At 68.6% G+C, this 23259-nt stretch carries 20 protein-coding genes; 16 read left to right on the forward strand and 4 right to left on the reverse strand.

Annotated features, from left to right (window positions below; all coding sequences use genetic code 11):
• Positions 1-3 precede the first annotated feature (3 nt).
• The 10 genes from AC6CHX_RS07065 to cls all read left to right on the forward strand — a co-directional run bounded on the left by AC6CHX_RS07065 (position 4) and on the right by cls (position 11761).
• Entirely contained in the window at positions 4-891 is an 888-nt protein-coding gene (locus AC6CHX_RS07065) for a DUF58 domain-containing protein (RefSeq protein WP_498272223.1), read from the forward strand.
• Complete coding sequence (locus AC6CHX_RS07070; RefSeq protein ID WP_136041289.1) at positions 878-1366, forward strand: hypothetical protein; 489 nt, start codon at positions 878-880, stop codon at positions 1364-1366. Before AC6CHX_RS07065 ends, AC6CHX_RS07070 begins: the two co-directional genes overlap by 14 nt.
• A complete protein-coding gene (locus AC6CHX_RS07075; protein ID WP_240745014.1) occupies positions 1357-2343 on the forward strand; it encodes a vWA domain-containing protein in 987 nt (328 codons plus the stop codon). Before AC6CHX_RS07070 ends, AC6CHX_RS07075 begins: the two co-directional genes overlap by 10 nt.
• Positions 2340-3389: a VWA domain-containing protein gene (locus tag AC6CHX_RS07080; RefSeq protein WP_498272224.1), complete on the forward strand. Its 1050-nt coding sequence runs from the start codon at positions 2340-2342 to the stop codon at positions 3387-3389. The genes AC6CHX_RS07075 and AC6CHX_RS07080 overlap by 4 nt, the downstream gene beginning before the upstream one ends.
• Positions 3390-3627: 238 nt before the next feature.
• Positions 3628-5121 (forward strand): hypothetical protein, encoded by a 1494-nt coding sequence (locus tag AC6CHX_RS07085; RefSeq protein ID WP_498272225.1) that lies wholly within the window; start codon positions 3628-3630, stop codon positions 5119-5121.
• A 41-nt stretch (positions 5122-5162) separates the two neighbouring features.
• Complete coding sequence (locus AC6CHX_RS07090) at positions 5163-5327, forward strand: hypothetical protein (RefSeq protein WP_498272226.1); 165 nt, start codon at positions 5163-5165, stop codon at positions 5325-5327.
• A gap of 205 nt (positions 5328-5532) precedes the next feature.
• Positions 5533-8076: an RICIN domain-containing protein gene (locus AC6CHX_RS07095; protein WP_498272227.1), complete on the forward strand. Its 2544-nt coding sequence runs from the start codon at positions 5533-5535 to the stop codon at positions 8074-8076.
• A gap of 224 nt (positions 8077-8300) precedes the next feature.
• Positions 8301-9089, forward strand: coding sequence for a hypothetical protein (locus AC6CHX_RS07100; protein ID WP_498272228.1), 789 nt, complete (start codon positions 8301-8303; stop codon positions 9087-9089).
• Between the two features lie 131 nt (positions 9090-9220).
• On the forward strand, positions 9221-10189 hold the full coding sequence (locus AC6CHX_RS07105) for a hypothetical protein (protein ID WP_498272229.1): 969 nt from the start codon (positions 9221-9223) through the stop codon (positions 10187-10189).
• A 111-nt stretch (positions 10190-10300) separates the two neighbouring features.
• Positions 10301-11761 carry a cardiolipin synthase gene (cls, locus tag AC6CHX_RS07110; protein WP_498272230.1) on the forward strand — a complete coding sequence of 487 codons (1461 nt, stop codon included), beginning with the start codon at positions 10301-10303 and terminating at the stop codon, positions 11759-11761.
• Positions 11762-11771: 10 nt separating this feature from the next.
• Here the strand turns inward: cls and AC6CHX_RS07115 are convergent, their stop codons facing one another.
• Both AC6CHX_RS07115 and AC6CHX_RS07120 read right to left on the reverse strand, forming a co-directional pair.
• A complete protein-coding gene (locus tag AC6CHX_RS07115) occupies positions 11772-12767 on the reverse strand; it encodes a hypothetical protein (protein WP_498272231.1) in 996 nt (331 codons plus the stop codon).
• Between the two features lie 134 nt (positions 12768-12901).
• Complete coding sequence (locus AC6CHX_RS07120) at positions 12902-13873, reverse strand: alpha/beta hydrolase (RefSeq protein WP_498272232.1); 972 nt, start codon at positions 13871-13873, stop codon at positions 12902-12904.
• Positions 13874-14070: 197 nt separating this feature from the next.
• On the opposite strand from AC6CHX_RS07120, the gene AC6CHX_RS07125 reads away from it, so the two are divergent.
• Positions 14071-14478, forward strand: coding sequence for a pyridoxamine 5'-phosphate oxidase family protein (locus tag AC6CHX_RS07125; RefSeq protein ID WP_498272233.1), 408 nt, complete (start codon positions 14071-14073; stop codon positions 14476-14478).
• Between the two features lie 34 nt (positions 14479-14512).
• Here AC6CHX_RS07125 and AC6CHX_RS07130 read toward each other — a convergent pair whose 3' ends face one another.
• Positions 14513-15217 carry a ZIP family metal transporter gene (locus AC6CHX_RS07130; protein ID WP_498272234.1) on the reverse strand — a complete coding sequence of 235 codons (705 nt, stop codon included), beginning with the start codon at positions 15215-15217 and terminating at the stop codon, positions 14513-14515.
• A gap of 117 nt (positions 15218-15334) precedes the next feature.
• Between AC6CHX_RS07130 and AC6CHX_RS07135 the strand changes: the two genes are divergently transcribed.
• The 3 genes from AC6CHX_RS07135 (at position 15335) to argG (ending at position 18522) form a co-directional block, all read left to right on the forward strand.
• Positions 15335-16600 carry an MFS transporter gene (locus AC6CHX_RS07135; RefSeq protein ID WP_498272235.1) on the forward strand — a complete coding sequence of 422 codons (1266 nt, stop codon included), beginning with the start codon at positions 15335-15337 and terminating at the stop codon, positions 16598-16600.
• A 129-nt stretch (positions 16601-16729) separates the two neighbouring features.
• Positions 16730-16948: an AbrB/MazE/SpoVT family DNA-binding domain-containing protein gene (locus AC6CHX_RS07140; RefSeq protein WP_498272236.1), complete on the forward strand. Its 219-nt coding sequence runs from the start codon at positions 16730-16732 to the stop codon at positions 16946-16948.
• 128 nt (positions 16949-17076) lie between these two features.
• Positions 17077-18522: an argininosuccinate synthase gene (gene argG / locus AC6CHX_RS07145; protein ID WP_136040488.1), complete on the forward strand. Its 1446-nt coding sequence runs from the start codon at positions 17077-17079 to the stop codon at positions 18520-18522.
• Positions 18523-18621: 99 nt separating this feature from the next.
• Here the strand turns inward: argG and AC6CHX_RS07150 are convergent, their stop codons facing one another.
• Positions 18622-19332 carry a GntR family transcriptional regulator gene (locus tag AC6CHX_RS07150; protein WP_498272237.1) on the reverse strand — a complete coding sequence of 237 codons (711 nt, stop codon included), beginning with the start codon at positions 19330-19332 and terminating at the stop codon, positions 18622-18624.
• Between the two features lie 343 nt (positions 19333-19675).
• Here AC6CHX_RS07150 and AC6CHX_RS07155 point away from each other — a divergent pair, with 343 nt between their 5' ends.
• Together AC6CHX_RS07155 and AC6CHX_RS07160 are read left to right on the forward strand one after the other, a co-directional pair.
• Positions 19676-22336: a penicillin acylase family protein gene (locus tag AC6CHX_RS07155; RefSeq protein WP_498272730.1), complete on the forward strand. Its 2661-nt coding sequence runs from the start codon at positions 19676-19678 to the stop codon at positions 22334-22336.
• Positions 22337-22393: 57 nt separating this feature from the next.
• Entirely contained in the window at positions 22394-23155 is a 762-nt protein-coding gene (locus AC6CHX_RS07160; RefSeq protein ID WP_498272238.1) for an alpha/beta fold hydrolase, read from the forward strand.
• The last annotated feature ends 104 nt before the right edge of the window (positions 23156-23259 follow it).

Genomic DNA, 23259 nt, shown 5'->3' on the forward strand with positions numbered 1-23259 from the left:
CCGATGGCCAGCCTGATCACGCAGGTGAAGAGCAAGCTCTTCATCCACTCGACGCGCAAGTCGCTGCACGCGCTCGACGGCGCCTACGCGTCGCTCCTGCACGGGCGGAGCCTCGACTTCGAAGACCTGCGCAAGTACGAGTACGGCGATCAGGTGCGCGACATCGACTGGCGGGCGACCGCGCGCCTGGGCACTCCCCTGGTCAAGCGCTCCCGCGCCACCCGCATGCACACCGTCCTGTTCGTGGTCGACACGGGTCGCTCGATGTCGGCCCTCGCCGCCGATGAGCGATCGAAGAAGGAGCTGGCGATCCTCGCGACGGGTGTGCTCGGCGTGCTCACGCTGCGCCACGGCGACGACTTCAGCACCGTCTACGGTGATTCGGCGAAAGTGCGGCGTCTCGCGCCCGGCCGCAGCGAGGGTGCGCTCGAGCACGCCCTGCGCACGATCGACCGGGCGATCGACGACAGCTCGGCGCCCAGTGACCGCGACGCCCTGCTCTCGTTCGTGACCCGCACGATCTCCCGCCGCATGATCGTGGTCGTCATCACCGACGAGGCCCCCGTGACGAGCGAGACCGAGCGGATGCTGCGCCGCCTGCGCGTGCAGCACGACGTGCTCTGGCTCACGCTGCGCGACGCAGACCCCGTGCTGGATCACTCGACCGGACGCATCCGCAGCGATGCCGACAGCCGCTGGCAGGTGCCGGATTTCGTGCAGGGCGACCGCGCCATCGTGCAGGAGCTGACCGCGCAGCACGATGCCGACGCCGCGCGCCGTGATGAGCTCCTCACCCGCCTCGAGATCAGCCACTCCTCCCTCGACGGGCAGGACGACGCCGTCGCGCAGCTGCTGCAGCTGCTGAACCGGAGGTCGAATGCCCGGCTCTGAAGAGCTCTACCCGCCGGCGCAGTACGGCTGGGGCTGGATGCTGCTCGCGATCGGCATCCTCGTCCTCCTGGTCCTCGGCGCGTGGCTGCTGATCGTGCTCACCCGTCCCCGCCGCACTTTGCCCGCGGATGACGCCACCGGGCATCCGCCGCTGATCATCGACGTGCTGTCGCAGCTGCGCACCGAGTACATGGGCCGCATCCAGCAGATCGAGAACGACTATCGCGAGCGTCGACTCAGCGCCCGGCAGGCGAACCTCGAGCTGAGCCGCGTCGTCCGCACGTTCGTGAACGAATACAGCGGTCTGGAGGCTCCGGTGCTCGCGCTCGACGATCTCGTGGCGCGCGGCGTGCACCCCGCCCTCATCGACGCCATGGGCCGGCACTACTACCCCAGCATCTTCCGCCCGGGCCCGGCCATCGATCCGATCGCGGGCGCCGAGGCCGCACGAACGGTGGTGCGGGCGTGGCACTAGCGAACGTGTGGATGCTGGTCGCCGCGGTCGCCGTCGTCGTGGTCGCCGTCGCGATCGGCCTGGTCCTCGGCCTGCGGCGGGGCGGGCGCGGTGGCGGCGGGGATACGGCGCGCGTCGCTCGCGCGGAACGACTGCGGTCGCTGCCGACGTTCCGCAGGGCACTGGCTCGGCGAGCCCTCGCCCTGTCCGGCATCCTCGCCCTGGGCGCGGTCACGGCGATCGTCGCGGGTGTCGTGGCCGCTCGGCCGATGTCCGCGCAGACCATCCAGCCGGTGAACACGAGCCGTGACATCATGCTGTGCCTCGACGTCTCCGGCTCGATGTCCGAGGTCGACGTCGAGGTGCTGACGGTCTTCGAAGAGCTGCTCGACGACTTCGAGGGGGAGCGGATCGGGCTGACGATCTTCAACAGCTCGCCCGTGCAGATCTTCCCCTTGACCGACGACTACGACTTCATCCGCGAGCACCTTGACAGCATGACGCGGAGCTTCGACTATGTCGACGAGATCCCCGAGCACTGGGTCGGCACCCTCAACGGCGACGGTGCCTCCCTGATCGGAGACGGTCTCGCCGCCTGCACGATGGGGTTCGATCGCCCGGGCGATGACCGTTCGCGGTCGGTGATCTTCGCGACCGACAACGAGGTCAACGGCGCCTCCATCGTCACGCTCGAGGAGGCCGCGGCGTATGCGGCCTCGAAGGAAGTACGGGTGTTCGCACTGAATCCGGTGCAGGGGAAGGATGCCGACGTCAGCGCCGAGCTCTCCGCCGCGGCCGAGTCCACCGGCGGGGCCGCGTTCGGCCTGCGCGACACGACGACGGTCTCCGACATCGTCGAGCAGGTGCAGGAGCAGGAGGCGACCGAACTGCGCGGCGAGGCGCAGGTGGTCTGGACAGACGCCCCGAACCTCTGGATCGCGGTCCTCGCGGTCTGCCTCCTCGGCTTCGTCGTGGTGCTGTGGAGGGTGCGGCTGTGATCTTCCAACCCGTGCTGAACCCGCTGCTGATCCTGCTGCTGTGCGCGCCCGTCGCCGCACTCGCGATCTGGGTCCTGGTGCGACCGCCCCGGTCCGCCGGAGGGGCGCCCGCCGACACGCGCACGATCGCCGGACACCGTGCGCTGTGGGCGATGCGCCTGGTACTGGTGCTCGCCTGCGCCGCGCTGCTGCTGCGCCCCGGCCTCCCCGGAGGCGCCACCCAGACGCTCGCGACCGACACCGACATCGTGCTCGTCGTCGACACGACCGCGAGCATCGTGGCCGAGGACTGGGGCGACGGCGAACCGCGGCTCGACGGCATCCGCGACGACGTGCGAGCGCTCGTCGAGGAGTACCCGGGAGCGCGCTTCGCCCTCATCACCTCGGATGCGGCGGCCGAGCTGCGGATGCCGCTCACCACCGACACCACGGCACTCATGGGATCGCTGGAAGTGTTGCGGCCCGAGGTGACGAGTCAGTCGCGCGGCAGCTCGATCGGCATCGCGGCGCCCCTGCTGACCGAGACCCTCGCGTCGGCCGCCGAGTCGTCCCCCGACCGCTCGCGGATGGTGTTCTACTTCGGCGACGGCGAGCAGACGGTCGACAGCGAGCCCGAGTCGTTCAGTTCGAGCGAGAAGTACACCGACGCAGGGGCCGTGTTCGGCTACGGCACCGCGGAGGGCGGGCCGATGCGCGTCACCTCGGGCGGGCTCTCCGAGGGCGGTGCCGAGTACATCCAGTACGAGGGCTCCGACGCGCTCTCGGTGATCGACGAGACGAACCTGGGGGCCATCGCCGATCAGCTCGGCGTGGAGTACGAGCATCGAACAGCGGAGGCTGACCCCGCACTGCCGGAGGCCCCGGCCACCACGACCAACTACGCCGAGTCGGGCGAGGTCGGCAACGTGACCGAGCTCTACTGGGTCGCGGCGCTGGTCATCCTCCTCATCCTCGGCATCGAGCTCGCCCGTGCGACGACTCTGATCGCGAAACTCCGGCACCTGCGTCCGACCCGGCAGCGGCACCCCGGCGGCTCCGGGCGGTAGCGCCGGCCGCCGCCGCGACCGGTGCGGCTTCACGGAAACCGGTATGCAGGGGCAGGATCCGTGGCGCTCCCGCCCACCGTTCCGTATCGTCTTACCTGCCAGCGGCTGACCTGCCGTGGCATGGGTTCGTCGCTGCGAACCGACCGGATCAGGGGCTCGTGGGGAAGCCGTCTCGGTCAGGGACGCACGGCGATGTCATGTCGACCCGAGGGTCGACATCGAACACTGGGGAACACAAATGGGGAAGAACCTTGCGCGCAAGCGCGTCCGGAAAACGGTTATCGGCGCCGTCGTCGGTGTCGTGGTCGTGAGCGGGCTGGTCTCGTTCGGTGGCGGAGCGGCGTCGGCGGAGGCCTCGCCGCCACCATTGCTGCAACGCGACGACACGGTCGTCTCGTCGGATCCGATTCCGACCGTCCAGATCGACAACGGCTACGTGTGGGCGCAGACGACGATCGGCTCCACCGTGTACGCGGTCGGCAAGTTCGACAACGCCCGGGAGCCGAAAGCCGCACCCGGAACCGCCCTCACCGCACGCTCGAACGTGCTCGCCTACGACATCCAGACCGGTGCTCTGCTGCCCTTCGCACCCAAGGTCAACGGGGTCATCAAAGCCGTCGCCCCCTCACCCGACGGCAGCCGCATCTACATCGGCGGCTCGTTCAACTCCGTCAACGGCAAAGACCGTTGGAACATCGCCGCCCTCGACGCCGCGACGGGCGAACTGGTGCCGGGGTTCGCCCCGTCGATCGGTGGAACGGGCGTATACGCCCTGGCGACCTCGGGCACCAGCGTCTACGCCGGCGGTCTGTTCACGCAGGCCAACGGCACCGCGCGGAAGAACCTCACCGCGTTCAATGCGTCCGATGGCGTTCTGCTGCCCTGGGCGCCGACGACTGATCTGCAGGTCGACGCGATGGTGATGGATCCCGCTGGGGCTGACACGATCATCGGCGGACGCTTCTCGCAGGTGAGCGGCGACACCACGATGAGGGGACTCGGTGCCGTGGATAAGACCACCGGCGCCGTGGACACCGCCTGGCTGGCATCCGACTCGATCAAGAACGGATCGAACAGCGGCACCGCCTCAGGCAAGGCCGGAATCTTCGCGCTCACGGCCGATGCCACCGGCGTGTACGGCACCGGCTGGGTATACGGGGGTACCGATGTCGGAAACCTCGAAGGCACGTTCGCGGCCGAGGCCGGCACCGGCAAGGTCCGCTGGATCGCCGACTGCCTCGGCGACCACTACGGCGTCTACTCCACAGGCAAGGTCGTCTACACGACCAGCCACACCCACGCCTGCGGCACCGTCGGCCTGCACCCGGAGCAGCAGCAGCTCACGCACCGTTACGCCGAAGCATTCACTGCCGACGCCAGGGGCACTCTGGGGCACCAGCCCAACGTCAAGTACAAGGACTGGGCAGGGACCCCGGCGCCGTCCGCATACAACTGGTCTCCGGACTGGGCCGTCGGCGTGACCTCCGGACTGGGTCAGGCGGGTCTGTCGATCACGGGTGCCGGGAACATGATCTCCATCGGTGGCGAGTTCCGCTCGGTCAACAACGGCCGGTTCGAAGGCATCGTCCGCTTCTCCACGCAACCTCCGGGCGGGGCGAAGGACAAGCCGCGCTCTCCGGAGACACCTGGACGGGAACCGTGGCGCCGAACGCCGCAGGCACCCATGGCGTCACCGTCACCATCCCCGCCAACTGGGATCGAGACGACCTGACACTCACGTACGAGCTCCACCGCGCGGGCAGCTCGACGCCGGTGGCCACGACGACCGCCGACGCGACGTGGTGGAACCGATCGACGATCACCCTCGTGGACCCGACAGCGACGAGCGACACACCGGCGGAGTACACGGTGGTGGCGAAGGACGGCGATGGCAACACCGTCTCGAGCGGCGTCATCGCCGCGAATGCGCCGGGCTAGTCGGGAGTCCGGGACGAGCCCGTAGACGCACTCGCGTCCCATATGCTATTATTTTACATGTCGAGAGCTATCGTGCTCCGACATGGGGGTTCGTCGATGCGAACCGACTGAGTCCGGACTCGTGGGGAAGCCGTCTCGGTCAGGAGCGCGCGGCGATGTCATGTCGGCCTGAAGGTCGGCATCAGATCACTGGGGAATCAAAATCATGGGGAACAACTCTGCGCTGAAGCGCGCCCGAAAGACGGCCATCGGCGCCGTCGTCGGTGTCCTGGTCGTCAGCGGCCTGGTCTCTTTCGGCAGCGGAGCGGCGGTGGCGGCGGACGAGCCGGCGTCACCGCCGCCTCTGCTGCAACGGGACGAGAACGTCGTGACGTCGGATCCGATTCCGACCGTCCAGATCGACAACGGCTACGTGTGGGCGCAGACGACTATCGGCTCCACGGTCTACGCCGTCGGCAAGTTCGACAACGCCCGGGAACCGAAAGCCGCACCCGGCACCGCCCTCACCGCACGCTCGAACGTGCTCGCCTACGACATCGAGACCGGTGCTCTGCTGCCCTTCGCACCCAAGGTCAACGGAGTGATCAAAGCCGTCGCCGCCTCGCCCGACGGCAAGCGGATCTACATCGGCGGCTCGTTCAACTCGGTCAACGGCAAGGACCGGTGGAACATCGCGGCCCTCGACGCCGCAACCGGCGAACTGGCTCCCGGCTTCATCCCGTCGATCGGCGGATCGGGCGTCTACGCCCTCACGACATCGGGATCGTCGGTCTACGCCGGCGGTCTGTTCACGCAGGGCAACGGCACCGCGCGGAAGAATCTCGCCGCATTCGATGCCTCCAACGGCGCGCTGTTGAAATGGGCACCCCAGACCGACCTGCAGGTCGACGCGCTGGTGATGGACCCCGCCGGGGCCGACACGATCATCGGCGGACGCTTCACGCAGATCAGCGGGAACACCGCGCTGCGAGGCATCGGCGCCGTCGACAAGACCACCGGCACCGTCGACACCGCCTGGCAGATACCCGCCACGGTGAAGAACGGGCAGACCTCGACATCGGCGGGGCAGGCCGGGATCTTCGGCCTCGCCACCGACGCCACGGGTGTTTACGGCACCTCATGGGCCTTCGGCACGGGCGAAACCGTCAATCTCGAAGGCACGTTCGCTGCTGAAGCCGGCACCGGCAAGATCCGCTGGATCGCGGACTGCCTCGGTGACCACTACGGCGTCTATTCCACCGGCGAGGTCGTCTACACGACCAGCCACACCCACGCGTGCGAGACCACGGGCCTGCACCCGGAGCAGACGCCGCGTACGCACCGGTATTCCGAGGCATTCACGGCAGATGCGCGGGGAACGCTGGGCCACCAGCCTGCTGCTCCCAAGTACAAGGACTGGGCGGGCACACCCGCTCCCTCCGCGTATGCCTGGACCCCGGACTGGGCCGTGGGTCAGACCACGGGCATGGGCCAGGCCGGCCTGTCGATCACCGGCACCGGGAACATGATCTCCATCGGCGGCGAGTTCCGCTCCGTCAACAACGGCCAGTTCGAAGGGCTCGTCCGCTTCTCCACGACCCCTCCCGGGGGAGCGAAGGACAAGCCACGCCTCTCCGGCGATGCCTGGGTCGGCTCCGCAACACGGACCACCGACGATCCGAAGCGCGTCATGGTCAAGATTCCCGCGAACTGGGACCGTGACGATCTCACGCTGACATATGGGCTCTACCGTTCGGGCACCTCGACGCCCGTAGCGACCAGGACGGCCGATGCGACTTGGTGGAACCGACCGGACCTCACGCTGACCGACACGACGGCTCCGAGCGGTCCGCTCCCGCAGTACACAGTCGTCGCGAAGGACGCCGCCGGCAACACCGCCACGAGCGGCGCCGCCTGGACCGCACCGCCGACCGGCACCGTCGCGCTGGTCTCGAAGGTCAGCGGTAAGGCCGTCGGAGTCTCCGGCACCGCCGCCCCCGCGGTCCAGCAGACCATCACGGGAGCCGCATCCCAGCAGTGGACCACCATTCCGAAGCCGAACGGAAGATTCCAGCTGAAGAACGTCGAAACCGGCGCCTGCCTCGCGGTTTCCCTGAGCAAGGTCCTGTCGGGAAACGCGCAGGTGCTGCAGTGGAGCTGTGCCGACACCGCCAACTTCCTGTGGAGCCTCAAAGACGCCGGCAACGGCTACGGTCAGCTCGCCGCCTCCCACTCCGGCAAGTGCCTCCGGCTCGGCGGCGGCACCGCGGAAGGTGCGAACTTCGTCCAGAGCGACTGCGGTGCGACCACCGGCGCGGACTACCTCAGGTTCCTCCTGCGCCCCGCCGGGACCGTCGCGCTGGTCTCGAAGGTCAGCGGCAAGGCCGTCGGAGTCTCCGGCACCGCCGCCCCCACGGTCCAGCAGACCATCACGGGAGCCGCATCCCAGCAGTGGACCATCGTCCCGAAACCGTACGGCAAGGTCCAGCTGAAGAACGTCGACACCGGGGCGTGCCTCGCGGTTTCCCTGAGCAAGGTCCTGTCGGGAAACGCGCAGGTTCTGCAGTGGAGCTGTGCCGACACCGCCAACTTCCTGTGGAGCCTCAAAGACGCCGGTGACGGCTACAGTCAGCTCGCCGCCTCCCACTCCGGCAAGTGCCTCACACTGCTCGGCGGTAGCACGGCAGAGGGTGCGAACTACGTCCAGAGCGACTGCGCTGCGACCGCCACCGCGGATCAGCGCGCATTCGAACTGCGGCGCGCACGCTAGACACGATCGCCGATTGACGGCGGGATGGAGCGGACATCCTCCGCTCCATCCCGCCGACTCCCGACGACTGACGGCCACGAATCGCCGTGCTCGCTGGTCGGCGGTCCGGTCGCCGGGCGGGCAAGCGGCAGAGCTTCGACGGATAGGATGTTCAGCGCTTCCCGTGCCGATTCGAGGACCGCTCGTCTGTCGCCGCACAGGGGCCGGCGGCGAGGAGGTGAAGCGTGACGTACGCTTCGACACGCCCCGCCGCCGAAGCGACCGGGTCTTCCCTTCCGAACGAGTCGGCCGCCGCCGTGCTGCGCTCGAACCGTCGCCGCCGCAGCATCCGACGCTGGGTCGCGATCGGGACCATCCCGCTCACCCTCGCCGCCCTGCTCTTCGTGGGAAAGCTGCTGAGCATGTACGCGTTCGCACACCAGGCGATCACCGCCTACGTGGTCGACGACTTCGCCGGATCCGAAGCATCAGCACGCGGACAGGACTTCCTCAACTGGTTCGAGCCGTACAAGGCGCCGTTCAACATCGGGACCGCCCTCGGCGCGGCCGAACAGCTGCCCGAAGCCCGGACCGAGCTCGAAGAGGCACTCGACCTCGCGACCGGACTCGAGGTCTGCGGAGTGCGCATCAACCTCGCACTCGTCGTCGAGCGCATGGGCGACGCCGCGCGTGCCGACGGCGACGGTGCCGCCGCAGCCGAGTTCTACGGCGAGGCGCTGACCATCACGGTGGAGACTCCGGACGAGTGCCACAGCGAAGAGGCACAGCAGCAGTCCTCCGACCCGCAGCGCGACATGTCGGGCACCCTCGACGGCACCGAGGATCGCCTCAAGCAGAAGCAGCAGGAGCAGCAGCAGGAGCCGCAGGAACCCGAGCAGCAGCCCGGCGAAGACGAACAGCCCTCCGAGGGCAAGCTGGACGAGCTCGAGGGCAAGCTCGAACAGGGCACGCAGGAGCGGGATCAGCAGCAGGGCGACGATCCCGGCGGCACGGGAACGGACAAGCCGTGGTGATGGATCCGGAGCAGCAGCGAGCGCGCTACCTGGCAGGCACCGAGGGGGCTCCCCCCGTCCCTCCGCCCGGCGGATATCGCGGTGCGCGACGTGAAGCGTTCGCACCCGCTCCGGCGCCCACCGTCGCCCCGATGCCGTCCGCAGACGAACCCCAGCCCTCCGCGAGCGCCCTCGGCTGGATCGCCCTCGCCGTCGCCGTCCTCTTCGCACTGACCCTGCTCGGCACGCTGATCGCCGGCGGCACCGACCTCCTCTACGGCGTCACGATGCTCACGGCGCAGCTCGTGGTCGTCGCCGTGGTCGTCGCCGCACTGTTCTCGCCGCAGGCGCGCAAGCTGGGGGCGATCGCCCTGATCGTGACCGTCCTGTTCAACGTCGCCACGGTCGGCGGCATGAGCGCCCTGCAGACCTCGGCTGCCGGCAGCTACCAGGGCGCCAAGACCGCCGATCAGAAGCACGCCGAGGGGTACCCCGGGATCAAGGGCACCGATCCGCGGGAGACCCTGTCGCAGCAGTCCCTCGAGGAGGTGCGGGCGCAGTCCGAGGAGCTCTTCGCCGACATCCGCACTCGGCTCACGCAGGAGTTCGGATACACGTGGGTCGCCGTGGGTGATGAGGACCTGCGCCCCGAGCGCAACGGCTACGGCGGCGAGTCGATGCTCGTGGAGTACACCTCGGCGGCGTGGGCGACCGAGCAGCCCGTGCAGGGATACGCACGCAAGCAGCAGGTGATGGCCGCGATCGACGAGGTGGTCGTGCAGCACGGGTTGTGGAACCTCTACTCCTTCAACGACCCCACGGGGTCGGGCATCGACCCGTCGATGATCGCCAAGCTCTACGGCAGCGACGATCCCCGCACGCAGCACACGTGGGAGTACTACACCGAGAACTACCCCGATCCGATGCGGTTCTACGCCAACATCTACGACCTGTCGAACGACCAGGACGGCGGCTTCCTCGCCGCGCGCGAAGCGCAGAGCGCCCGTACCGGGGAACCACTCGAAGGTCTGCAGCTCGTCGTGATCGCCAGCGGCGTGCTCGGCGAGGCCGACCGCGACGAGTTCGAGACGAAGCTGCAGGAGTACCCGGGCTTCGAGTGATCGCGCGCGGCATCCGCACCGCCACGAGCGCCCCACCCGCGCAGGATGAGCCTCGCACCCACACCCCCTGCACCGCGTGTCACACTCAGGCATCACCTCGAAGGAGGATGCATGGACGCGCTCGTCTCCGCGAACCTGATCTGGACGATCCTGGCCCTCGCGGCCCTCGCCATCAATGTGGTCGCACTCATCTACATCCCGCGCGGCCGCAAGCCCACCGCGGCGATGGCATGGCTGCTGCTGGTGTTCCTGGTGCCGTTCGTCGGCATGGGTCTCTACCTGCTGATCGGCAACTTCCGGCTGCCGAGGAAGCGCCGGGAAGAGCAACAGCGCGTCACCGAGATGATCGCCGCCGAAGCCGTCGACAACCCGGACGCGGGGGCCCCGCGCTGGCTCCAACGCGTCGCTCAGCAGAATCATGCGCTCACGGGGCTGCCGGTGGTCGGCGATTCGTCGGCTGAACTGATCGACGACTATCAGGGGTCGATCGATGCCATGGCCGCCGCGATCGACACGGCCGAGCGATACGTGCACGTCGAGTTCTACATCGCCGCACGAGACGCCACCACCCACGGGTTCTTCACGGCGATGGAGAGAGCAGTCGCGCGCGGGGTCACCGTGCGATTGCTGGCCGACTACATCGCGTCACGCAAGATCCCGAAGTCCGAGGAGACCTTTGCCGAGCTCGACCGGATCGGTGTGATCTGGTCGTGGATGCTGCCGGTGCGGCCGTTCAAGGGGCAGTACCAGCGCCCCGATCTGCGCAACCACCGCAAACTCGTCGTCGTCGACGGGAGGGTCGGCTTCGTCGGCTCCCAGAACCTCATCTCGCGCGACTACAACGCCGAGAAGAACATCAAGCGCGGGCTGATGTGGCAGGAACTGATCGCGCGGGTCGAAGGCCCGGTCGTCGCGCAGGTCGACGCCGTCTTCCTCTCCGACTGGGTGATCGAGACCGGCGAGGATCTGTCGGCCGTCGAGCGGGTTCCGGCATCCGCCGTTCCGACGCCCACGGGCGCGGACCTGCACTGCCAGATGGTGCCGAGCGGTCCGGCGTACGGCACCGAGAACAATCTGCGGATGTTCCTCTCCCTCATCCACGGCGCCACCGAGAAGGTCATCCTCACCAGCCCGTACTTCGTACCCGACGAGGCCATGATCTACGCGATCACCACAGCGTGCCAGCGTGGACTCGACGTGCAGCTCTTCGTCTCGGAACTCGGCGACCAGGGGATGGTCTATCACGCTCAGCGCTCCTACTACGAGACGCTGCTGCGCGCGGGAGTGCGCATCTTCCTCTACCCGGCGCCGTACATCCTGCACGCCAAGCACTTCTCGATCGACGACGACGTCGCGGTGATCGGCTCGAGCAACATGGACATCCGTTCGTTCAGCCTGAACTCGGAGATGTCGCTGCTGGTGCGCGGAGAGTCCTTCGTGGCTCAGATGCGCGCGGTCGAGCAGAAGTACCGCGCCGCGGGGCGTGAATTGACCCTCGAGGAGTGGTTGCGCGAGCCCGCGAAGTCGACGTTCCTCGACGGGGTCTTCCGCCTGACGTCGGCGCTCAACTGAGGCGAACCGCTCAGGACCCGAGCGTCAGCAGCATCCGGGCGAGCACATACCGCGCGTGCCCTCGAGGTGTGCGCGGGTCGTAGCCGAGGCCATCGACGAGCGCCGTCAAACGCTCCTGCACGCTCGAGTGATGCCGACCGAGGCGCACGGCGGCGGCCCGCACGCTCTGCTCCTCGGCGACGGCGTCGAGCAGCTCGCGGCCGCGGTCGTCGAGGGCGGCGAGCGCAGCGGCATCCGGATGGAGCGGTGCCTGCTCGGCGGCCTCCGCGACGAGCAGAAGGGCGCCGAGGTCGGCGGCGTCGACGACCGGTTCGGCCGGGCTGGTCAGCCGGACAGCCACGAGTGCGGAGGACCACGACCGGGGAAGCTGCTCCCCCGGTCCCGCGGTTCCGAGGCCGAGTCGCAGCCCTTCGCCGTCGGGCCATGCGCTCACCGCCTCCGTCTGCGCATCCAGGATGGTGGCCCGGGTCAGGCCGTGCCGGGTGGCGACCACGGCCGACGGATGCTGCGGCAGGGGCGCGGGATCGGGCGGCGAGGCGACCAACCGCAGCACACTCGCGCCGAGCCGGAGCCGCGGCAGAGCAGCAGCCCGCTCGTCGGCTCCCGCATATGAACTGATCGCGAGCTCGACCGCGCTCTCCGGGCCGACCGAGCGACGAGCCCGGATGATGCCGAGGGCGAGGCTGAGACGTTCCAGGATCATCGCGTCGTTGGTGTGCGCAGCGCCGTCACGCTCGATCCACGCGATCGCTCCCGGTCCGCTCTCCCGCACGGGCCAGGCATGCGAGGGCTCGACCGGATCGATGCGCACCCCATCGGCACGCACGCGTACGATCTGTCGGCCGTCGCGCTGGCCGACCGTTGCGCCGCTGAGCACCGCGGCACCGCGCAGCATGCTCTCCACGCCGACCGATCGGGCGACGAGGGCGTCGAAATAGGTGACGACCTTGAGCGTCTCGCTGGCATCCGGGTCGAGGGCGGTGAGCCGCCCCAGCAGATCTTGCATGTCGGGCTCCATCGCGCGGGGATTCCACCCTACGGCGTCCTCCCCTCCGGGTTCCCGTCGCACTTTCCGTCGTTCTGAGACCCAGAAACCGACAGAAAGTGCGAGGGGAGGAAACCGGGCAGGGCAGTTGGGGCTCAGGAGAGCAGTCGGCTCACCCAGTTGTCGCGCGCAGCGAGCATGGCCTGTGCGACGGCAGCGTGCGGAGCGAACATGTCGAAGCCGTGGAAGCCGCCGGCCCAGACGTGCAGCTCGGCCTGGACTCCAGCCTCCCAGAGCTTGGTGGCGTAGGCGACGTCCTCATCACGGAACACTTCGGCGCTGCCGCAGTCGATGAACGCCGGCGGCAGACCACTGAGGTCGGTGGCGCGGGCCGGGGCGGCATAGATCGAGACGTCGTCGGTGCCCTTGCGGTCGCCCAGGAGCGCCGTCCACCCGGTGACGTTCGATCCGCGGTCCCAGACGCCGATGCCGTCGATCTGTCGGGTCGAGACCGACTCGTCGCGATCGTCGAGCATCGGGTAGATGAGCAGTTGCCCGATCAGTTCCGGGCCCCTCCGGTCGCGGGCCAGCAGCGCGGTGCCGGCAGCCAGACCGCCGCCCGCGCTGCCGCCGCCGATCATCAGTCGCGACAGGTCGATGCCGAGCTCCCCCGCATTCTCGGCCGTCCACAGCAGCGCGGAATAGCAGTCCTCCACCGGGTAGGGATCGGGGAACTCGGGAGCCAGCCGGTATTCGACCGTGACGATCACACCGTTGAAGCGCTCAGCCCAATCGAGGAAGCCGACGACCCCGAGCCAGCGATTGCCGATGATCATGCCGCCGCCGTGGGTGTGGAAGAACCCGGGGCCGGTGCCCGTCCGTCCTTCCTTCTCGATCACGGAGACGACGATCTCGTCACCCCCGTGCCCGGGGATCGTCACGTCGCGATAGGTGAACCCGCGCTCGGCGAGCGCGGCGAAGATCTCGTCCTCGCCACTGACCGGGGACTGGCGCAGGAGCGGGATCATCTCCGGCGTGAGAGTGGACGGCAGCTGGTCGCCGACGAGGGCGAGTGCGGCTTCGAGTTCGGGGTCGAAGGGCGGGCGTGCCAGGGTCGTGTCAGTCATCAGAACTCCTTTGTCCTCGGCCGCCGAAGAAGCGGCGTCCGGCCAGCCTCGTGCACGTCGCCCCCGAGGATAACCCGCCAGTCGAGGCGTATCCGGCGCTTCCCGTCCGCCGGGTGGCGGGGTCGCGATCGACGAAGCGCCTCGTCCGAAGGCCTCCGGAGCGCTGACTACACTGGCTGCAGAGGGAAGGAACGCGCATGATCCGAGAACTCGATGAACAGCAGTCCTACGATCTGTTGAGCACGACCACGATAGGACGCATCGGCTTCGTCCACGACGGACGTGTGCAGATCCATCCCGTGAACTTCGCCGTCTCCGGACACGATCTGTTTCTGCGAACGTCGCCCGATGGCCCGCTGGCCGATCTGACACGCGAGACGGTCGACGTCTCGTTCGAGGTCGATTACCACGATCCGCTCGGGAGCACGGCGTGGAGCGTGCTCGTGCACGGCAGCCTCTCCCGCGCGCCGGAAGGCGATGCCGCCGCCGTCGCCGCGCGCGTCCACCCCTGGGCTGGTGAGGATCGGAGTCTTCCTCTGGTCCTGCGCATCGAGAGCATCTCCGGTCGCAGCGTGCGACGGGATTCGACGCACGGAAAGATCTGAGTCGCGGCGGCGGGGACTGCCGTCGCGCGCACTCTCACGCCAAAGCCAGCCCTGCGGCGAGCGCGAAGCCCAGCACGGTGGCGAGCCCCGTCGATTCCTCCGCCTTGGACTGGGCCTCGGGGATCATCGAGTCGACGAGCATCACCAGCAGCGCTCCCGCCGCGAACCCGCTCGATGCGGATCGGAAGGCGTCGCCGGTCACACTCGCCAGCGCGAATCCCGCCACCGTCGCCGCCGCACAGATCACGGCCGCTCCTGCCCAGAGCAGCAGCACCCGGGATCTGGCCATGCCGCCCTCGAGCAGGTCGGCGGCCGACCCGATCGACTCGGGCAGGTTGGATACGAGGATGGCCACCACGAGCGCGATGCTCACCGGCTCGCCTGATGCCAGGCCGATGCCGAGCACGAGCTGCTCGGGGATGCCGTCGAGCAGGGCGCCGACGGCAAGCTGGCCGCCACCCGCCTGCGACTTGGTCTTCGCCGCGCGGGCATCGAGGATGCGGTCGGCGATGTAGTAGCTGATGGCGCCTGCCGCGACGCCGATCACCAGCGGGACGGGGCCGGCGAGGTCGAGTCCCTCTTCCCAGAGCTCGAACGCGATCGAGGCCATGAGGGCGCCGGCACCGAACCCGAGGACGATGCCGAGCCACCGCGGCGGCCACTTCCGGAGCAGGGCGAGCACCGCTCCGACGAACAGCGGCGCCGCCGCGACCACGCCCCACAGCACTGCTTCGCCCATGCTGCACCTCCGTTGGGGCCTACTCTCCCACTTCGTCCGGCGTCTCCCGGCTCGACGCTCCAGGGGAGAACGCGGTGAATAGGATGACAGCAGCGGGGGGCGACGGAGCGGGGCGGTATGAGCGACAGACCGACAGAGATCCTGCGCGTCCCCGCGTTCGCCCTCTTCTGGTCGTCGTCCACTCTCGGCGCGTTCACCGGGGCGGTGACCGCGATCGCGTTCCAGGTCCTGATCGTGACGACACTGGACGCCACGCCGTTCGAGATCGGCCTGCTCAATGCGGCCAACGTCGTGCCGTACCTGCTCTTCGGCCTGGTGGTCGGCGCTCTGATGGACCGATGGCGACGCAAGCCCGCTATGGTCTTCGCGAGCATCGGTCGCGCGCTGATGCTGGCGCTCGTGCCGGTGCTGTGGCTCACGGGGACTCTGACCGTCTGGTCGTTCGGCGCCCTGTTCCTGCTCTACGGGGCGCTGACCCTCATCGCGGACTCGGCCGCGCAGCCGATGCTCCCCCGACTGGTGCCACGACACCAGCTCGTCGCGGCGAATGCGCGCCTCGGACAGGCGGGCACCGTCGCCCAGACCACCGGCCCGGCGATCGGCGGTGCCCTCGTCGGCTGGTTCGGGGCTCCGTTCGCCATCCTCATCGATGCGGTCGCGTATCTCGTGAGCGCGGTCCTGCTGAGTCGGATCCGCGTCGAGGAGGTGAAGGCGCGACGCCGGACGGACGGTCGCCACCTCGGGCACGACATCATGGAGGGCCTGCGCTGGACCTACTCCCATCGCACCCTCGCGCCGATGGCGGCGTCGGTGAATGTGTGGTTCCTCGGCAACAGCATCGCGCTGACCGCATTCGCCCCCTATGCGTTGAGGGAACTCGAACTGAATCCGCTGGTGTTCGGCATCGTCCTGGCGATGGGCGGCGTCGGCGGATTCATCGGAGCCCTCCTCGCCCCTGTGGCGGGGAGACGTTTCGGCGTCGGCGGCGCCGTGCTCACCGGACGCATCCTGTCGGCGGTCGCCTGGACCGCCATCGTCGTGCTCCCCCTCTCGGACATCGCCTCTCTCGCCATCGTCGCCATTCCCCTCGGAATCGGGCAACTCCTGTTCGGGTTGGGCATGGGCCTGGAGGATCCCAACGAGATGGGCTACCGGCAGGCCGCGGCCCCCGACCACATGCAGGGGCGGCTGAACGCGTCGATCCGCACGGTCAACCGCGTCGCCTTCCTCGTCGGCGCGCTGGTCGCCGGCGGCGTCGCCACCGCGTTCGGCTACCGCGCGACGATCGCGGTAGCCGTGGTGGTCTTCGCGGTCGCCGCGCTGATCGTCCTGTTCTCCCCGCTGCGCACGGCACGCCACGAAGATGTCGCCCAGTCGGAGTAGTCGGCATTCGGTGTGACCAACGCCACCGCGCACTCTGCACGCGAGCCGCTGATATGAAGCACAGGAATCGTCCGAAGGACATGGCGCCCGTCCGCGGGCGCATGCCATCGTGATGACATGAAGGCACACATGGATAAGTCGGGACGGATCGTCATTCCCGCCGCTCTGCGCGAATGCGTCGGACTGGTCCCCGGCCCTGTTGAGCTGGTCCTCGACGGCAACGGCATCCGTATCGAGATGAACGCCCTGGACAACTCCTTCGAGAGGGGCGGCCATCTCGTCATCACGGGCGGACCGACCCTCACCCCGGACGAGGTCCGAGAGCTCCGACTTGCTGACCAACGCTGATCTCCGCATCAGCACCACGGCCGCCTCGCATGCCGCGTCGCGGGTCGAAACCCTACGCGTCTGAAGCGGGGGTTCTCCGCCGTCACGCGGCACGGGGCGACACGCCGGTCGCGGATAGACTGGAAAGCATGTCCAAGGTCCTCCAGTCCCTGCCCGTCGGCGAGCGCGTCGGCATCGCCTTCTCCGGAGGACTCGACACCTCCGTCGCCGTCGCGTGGATGCGCGAGAAGGGCGCGGTGCCCTTCACCTACACCGGCGACCTCGGACAGTACGACGAAGACGACATCGCGTCGATCCCGGGCCGCGCGCTGGAGTACGGCGCCGAAGCCTCGCGCCTGATCGACTGCAAGACCGCGCTGGTCGAAGAGGGCCTGGTCGCCCTCTCCTGCGGCGCCTTCCACATCCGCTCCGGCGGCAAGACGTACTTCAACACCACCCCCCTCGGCCGCGCGGTCACCGGCACGCTCCTGGTGCGCGCCATGAAGGAGGACGGCGTCGACATCTGGGGCGACGGCTCCACCTACAAGGGCAACGACATCGAGCGGTTCTACCGCTACGGCCTGCTCGCCAACCCACGTCTGCGCATCTACAAGCCGTGGCTCGACGCCGACTTCGTCACCGAGCTCGGCGGCCGCAAGGAGATGAGCGACTGGCTCGTCGCCCGTGACTTCCCCTACCGCGACTCCGCTGAGAAGGCCTACTCGACCGACGCGAACATCTGGGGCGCGACGCACGAGGCGAAGACCCTCGAGCACCTCGACGTCTCGCTCGAGACCGTCGACCCGATCATGGGCGTGAAGTTCTGGGACCCGTCGGTCGCGATCGAGACCGAAGACGTCTCCGTCACGTTCGAGGGCGGCCGCCCCGTGGCGATCAACGGCGTGGAGTACAGCGACCCGGTGGCCCTCGTCATGGAGGCGAACACGATCGGCGGACGCCACGGCCTCGGCATGAGCGACCAGATCGAGAACCGCATCATCGAGGCGAAGTCGCGCGGCATCTACGAGGCTCCGGCCATGTCGCTGCTGTTCATCGCCTACGAGCGCCTGGTCAACGGCATCCTGAACGAAGACACCCTCGCGACCTACCACGAGCAGGGTCGCCGCCTCGGACGCCTGATGTACGAGGGCCGCTGGCTCGAGCCCCAGTCGCTCATGCTGCGCGAGTCGATCCAGCGCTGGGTCGGCTTGACGATCTCGGGCACCGTGACGATCCGTCTGCGCCGCGGCGACGACTGGACCATCCTCGACACGGTCTCGCCGAACCTGTCGTACGGCCCCGAGAAGCTCTCGATGGAGCGTGTCGGCGACGCCGCCTTCGGTCCGGTCGACCGCATCGGTCAGCTGACCATGCGCAACCTCGACATCGCCGACTCCCGTGCCCGCCTCGAGCAGTACGCGGGGCTCGGCCTCGTGGGCGGCGCGACCGGGGAGCTGGTCGGTCGCGTGACAGCGGGCGAGTCCGCCGAGATCACCGAGTCGGTCCACGGCTCCATCTCCGAGGCCGACGAGAGCCTGGCGGACGCGGTCGACACCGTGTCCGAGGGCGCGGCCTTCGATTCCGGCACCGACTGACGTCGCTCATCCGTCGCACGCGCCGCGTGCGACGGCGGATGGCCGCGCGTGGCCTGAGGGTTGCCGACGCGGCCACACTCCCCGCTGTGATCGACTCGGTCAGCGCCGCTCGTCGGCGCGGTCGAGCTCCTCGGCGCGGTCGAGCTCCTCGGTGCGGTCGAGCTCCTCGGTACGGTCGATGATGCTCGGCAGCACCGAGTCGAAGAGCGTCACGATGGCCGCGCGGGTGGCGCCGGCGTCGCGCTGGCGAACGGCCTCGCGGATGGCGTTGGTGGACTCTTCGACCGCCGCCCAGTCGAACGTGCCGCGCGCGTGCTGCGAGAAGCGGCGGATCTGCGGCCCGAGGAACTCGATGACGTTCACGCGCGTGGAGTTGCCCTCGATGCGCGCGAAGCCGATCGTGATGGCGCGCAGCGCTCCCCCGAACTCGAGGACATCCTGATCCAGGATCGCGGCGGACATGTCTTCGGTGAGGTCGACGAGATACGTGACGTCGTCGGCCTGGATCAGCGGCATCGCGTGGCGTACCGAGCCGATCCAGATGTCGCCGAAGAGGGCGATCGCGTCTCGGATCTGGTCGAGGTCGAGAGGCGCCACCCGCGTGTAGCGGTTGCGCTGCATCTCGACGAGTCCCCCTTCGGCGAGCCGTGCCAGCGCGTGCCGCACGGGCGTCTTCGATGTCCCGAGATCCGCCGCGAGTTCGTAGTCGCGAATCCGTTCGCCCGGCCGCAGCTCGCCGCTGACGATCGCGTCCCGCAGCCGGTGATAGACGTCTTCACTCACCGAGCGCCGTTCCAGCGCACCATCCATGCCCAACAAATCACACCCTCCTTCGACCACCGTGGTTCCCCCACCACTCGATGCGGCCGATAACGGCGGCCCCGACGCTCTCGCGCCGAGCCTCCGCATCGCCCCCTTGTCGCGCGTAGCGCAACGGGTAACATAACACATTCACCTGAATGGGAACCGAACAGCTCCGCGGTCTCTCCAGTTCCTGCGGCCCGGCCTCATCGGATGATCCACCGAGCGCTTGCCCGGGACACTCGCGGCGAGCGCTCTGGCCGATATGATGCGAGGGCGCGACCCTGAAACGCGCACTGGGGCTCGGTGGGACTGAGTTCCACCTGTCTACCCGAAAGAGTTCTCGACGATGATGACCGATTCGCAGGAGTCCGCCGTACCTTCTCGCCCCTCACTGGGCGTTCGCATCGGACGTATCGCGTTCCTCGTGGTGGCCGGGATCATCGTGATCGCCGTCGCTGCCGCGTTCTTCGTGACCTGGACGATCCAGCGGTCGTTCCCGCAGACCTCGGGCGCCATCGAGCTCGACGGTCTGAAAGCCGAGGTCACGGTGCAGCGTGACGACCGCGGCATCCCGACGATCACCGCGGACTCGACCGACGACCTGTTCTACGCGGAGGGCTTCGTGCACGCCCAGGACCGGTTCTTCGAGATGGACTTCCGCCGGCACGTCACCGCGGGGCGGGTCGCCGAGATGTTCGGAGAGTCCCAGGCGGCGACCGATGCGTTCCTGCGCACACTCGGCTGGCGCGCCGTCGCCGAAGCCGAGGTGGAGGCGATGGACGACACCACGCTCGGCTACTACGAGGCCTACGCCGACGGGGTCAACGCCTACCTCGCCACACGATCCGGCGCGGAGCTCTCGCTCGAATATGCCGTTCTCGGCATCCAGAACCCGGACTACGCGCCCGAGCCGTGGGAGCCCGCCGATTCGGTCGCCTGGCTCAAGGCCATGGCCTGGGATCTGCGCGGCAACATCGAGGATGAGACCGAACGCTCCCTCCTGGCCGCCGAGCTGAACGCCGGTACGGATGACGGGGATGAGGCGGTCGACACCGGCGAGCTGCTGGCGAAGCTCTACCCCGAGTACCCGTTCGACGAGAACCCGGTGATCGTCCCGAAGATCTCGACGGTGCCCGCACTCGACACCGGTGCCGAGCCGGCCGCGTACACCCCGACCGAACCGGGCGACGAGATCCAGCAGGCGACCACCACGATCGAGTGGAAGGAGACCTCGAGCGTCATCGAAGCCGCGAGCGAACTCGTGGGGGACGTCGGCGAGGGGATCGGGTCGAACTCCTGGGTCGTCTCCGGCGACCTCACCGAGACGGGCATGCCGCTGCTCGCGAACGACCCGCACCTCGGCGCCTCGCTGCCGTCGGTCTGGTACCAGGTGCAGCTGAAGTGCTCGACGGTGAACGATGCCTGCCCGTTCGATGTCGGCGGATTCTCCTTCTCCGGGCTTCCCGGCATCGTGATCGGCCACAACCAGCACGTCGCGTGGGGGTTCACCAACCTCACGACCGACGTGACCGACCTCTACGTCGAGCGGGTGGTCGGCGACGAGTACTGGCGCGACGGGGCACTGGTCCCGCTCGAGCAGAGCACCGAGACGATCAAGGTCGCCGGCGGCGATGACATCGAGCTGACGATCCGCTCGACCGTGCACGGGCCCATCATCTCGGGGCTCACCGACGACTTCACCGCGATCGCCGATGACCCGGAGCCGGCACTGGCGGAAGGAACCGAGGCGCCCGCCGCCCCGCCCGCCGGGCAGGACGACGCCGAATACGCTGTCAGCCTGCGCTGGACCGCCCTCGACCCCGGCACGACCGCGACGGCGATCTTCGCCCTCTCGACCGCGCAGGACTTCGACGACTTCCGCTACGCCGCCTCCCTCTTCGACGTACCCGCGCAGAACCTCATCTACGCCGACACCGAGGGGAACATCGGCTACCAGACACCCGGGCGCCTCCCGATCCGCGGTGCCGGCGACGGATGGATGCCGCAGCCGGGATGGGACAGCAGCTACGACTGGGCGGGCTACATCCCGTTCGAGAAACTGCCCGTCTCGTACAACCCGAGCTCGGGATACATCGTCACCGCGAACAACGCGATCGTGACCGACGACTACGCCTACTTCCTCTCCCGCGACTGGGATTACGGTTACCGTGCCGCACGGATCGCCCACCTGATCGAGCGATACGCGGCCGTCGCCCCGCTGACCGCACAGGACATGCGTGACATCCAGGTGGACGACGAGATGTGGATCGGCACGCAGTTGGCGTCCGCCATGGCCGATGTGGACGTGAGCCGGGCGGACGTGCGGGAGGCCGTGGACCTCCTCCTCCCCTGGGACGCCCAGAACACGGCATCCTCGCCCGCGGCCGCCTACGCCAACGTGCTCTGGTCGAACCTGGTGCAGAACATCTTCGGCGAGCGCGAGCAGCCACTGCCCATCGACGGGCAGGCACGCCTGTTCACGGTCGTCGCCGACATGCTCGACGACCCGGCCGATCCGCTCTGGAGCAACCCGAAGATCGACGTCGACGGGATGGACGCCATGCTGGCCCTGTCCGCCGAGGAGGCCTACGACGAACTCGTTTCCCTGCAGGGTGACGTCCCTGGGCGGTGGAACTGGGGCGACCTGCACGCGATCACCCTCACCAGCGACACGCTCGGCACGTCGGGGATCGCGCCCATCGAGGCCCTCTTCAACCGCGGACCGTACCCGGTGGGCGGCGGGGCGTCGGTGGTGAACGCGACCGGGTGGGAGCTCGGGGTCTCGTATGCCACCACGACGGTGCCGTCGATGCGGATGGTGATCGACTTGTCCGACTTCGACGCCTCGACCTGGAACCACCTCACGGGTGCTTCGGGTCACGCGTTCCACGAGCACTACACCGACCAGACCGCCGACTGGGCCGTCGGGGTGCAGAAGCCGTGGGCATATTCCGCGAAGGCGGTGGACGGCTCGACGGTGGACACGCTGATCCTGTCGCCGGCCGGCTGACCCGTGCGCTGCGCCGTCCTGAAGGGGCGGCGCAGGTTGCTCCGATACCGTGGGTGGGTGCCATCCAGCTACCTCGCCCCGAAGGGCACCACCGTCACGCTCCTCGAGTTCGAGCACTCCGGCGCCACACTGATCGCCGAGACGTTCGGCGAAGGCCCGCACACCTACCTCCTGCTGCACGGCATCGGCATGGGGCGGAGCGTCTACCTCGACGTCGTGCAGCGACTCGACGGCCGGGTGATCGCGTTGGACCTTCCCGGTTTCGGCGAGGCACCCGAGCCGGAGCGCACGTTCACCATGGAACGCCACGCCGACCTCGTCGCGGCATACCTGAGACACGTGGACTCGGGCCCGGTGGTCGTGATCGGCCATTCGATGGGCAGCCAGATCGCGGCGGAACTCGCAGCTCGGCATCCCTCGCTGGTGGAAGGGGTCGTGCTGGCAGGACCCACCGTGAACAAGGCGGCGCGCAACATCGCGTCTCAGGCCCGCTACCTCTTGACCGACCTGGTCGGCGAGCGGCCGCTGGTGATCTGGCGCGGCGCCCGGGAGTACCTCCGTGGGGGCCCGCACCTGATCCGCAAGATCCGTGCCACCGTCGTGCATGAGCCCGAGGACGCCTTCGTCCGCATCGAGTGCCCGGTGCTGGTACTGCGCGGCGAGGACGACCCGCTCGCCCCGATGAGCTGGTGCCAGGAGATCCTCGACGCGATCCCCGGGGCCAAGCTCGAAGTCATCCCCGATCACGGCCACGGCACGCTCATCAGCGACTCCGAGCCCGCGGCCCGCCTGATCCACGAATTCGCCGCCCGCCTCTGAGGTTCGGTCCGTGCTCGCGCGGGGTTGTCGCGGCACCGCGTGTTCACGCGAGAACAGGCAACCTCTCCGATTCAGGCTGTTTCTGCGCCGAACTGCCTGATCCC

The organism is Microbacterium sp. GQ128 (genome assembly GCF_059758615.1).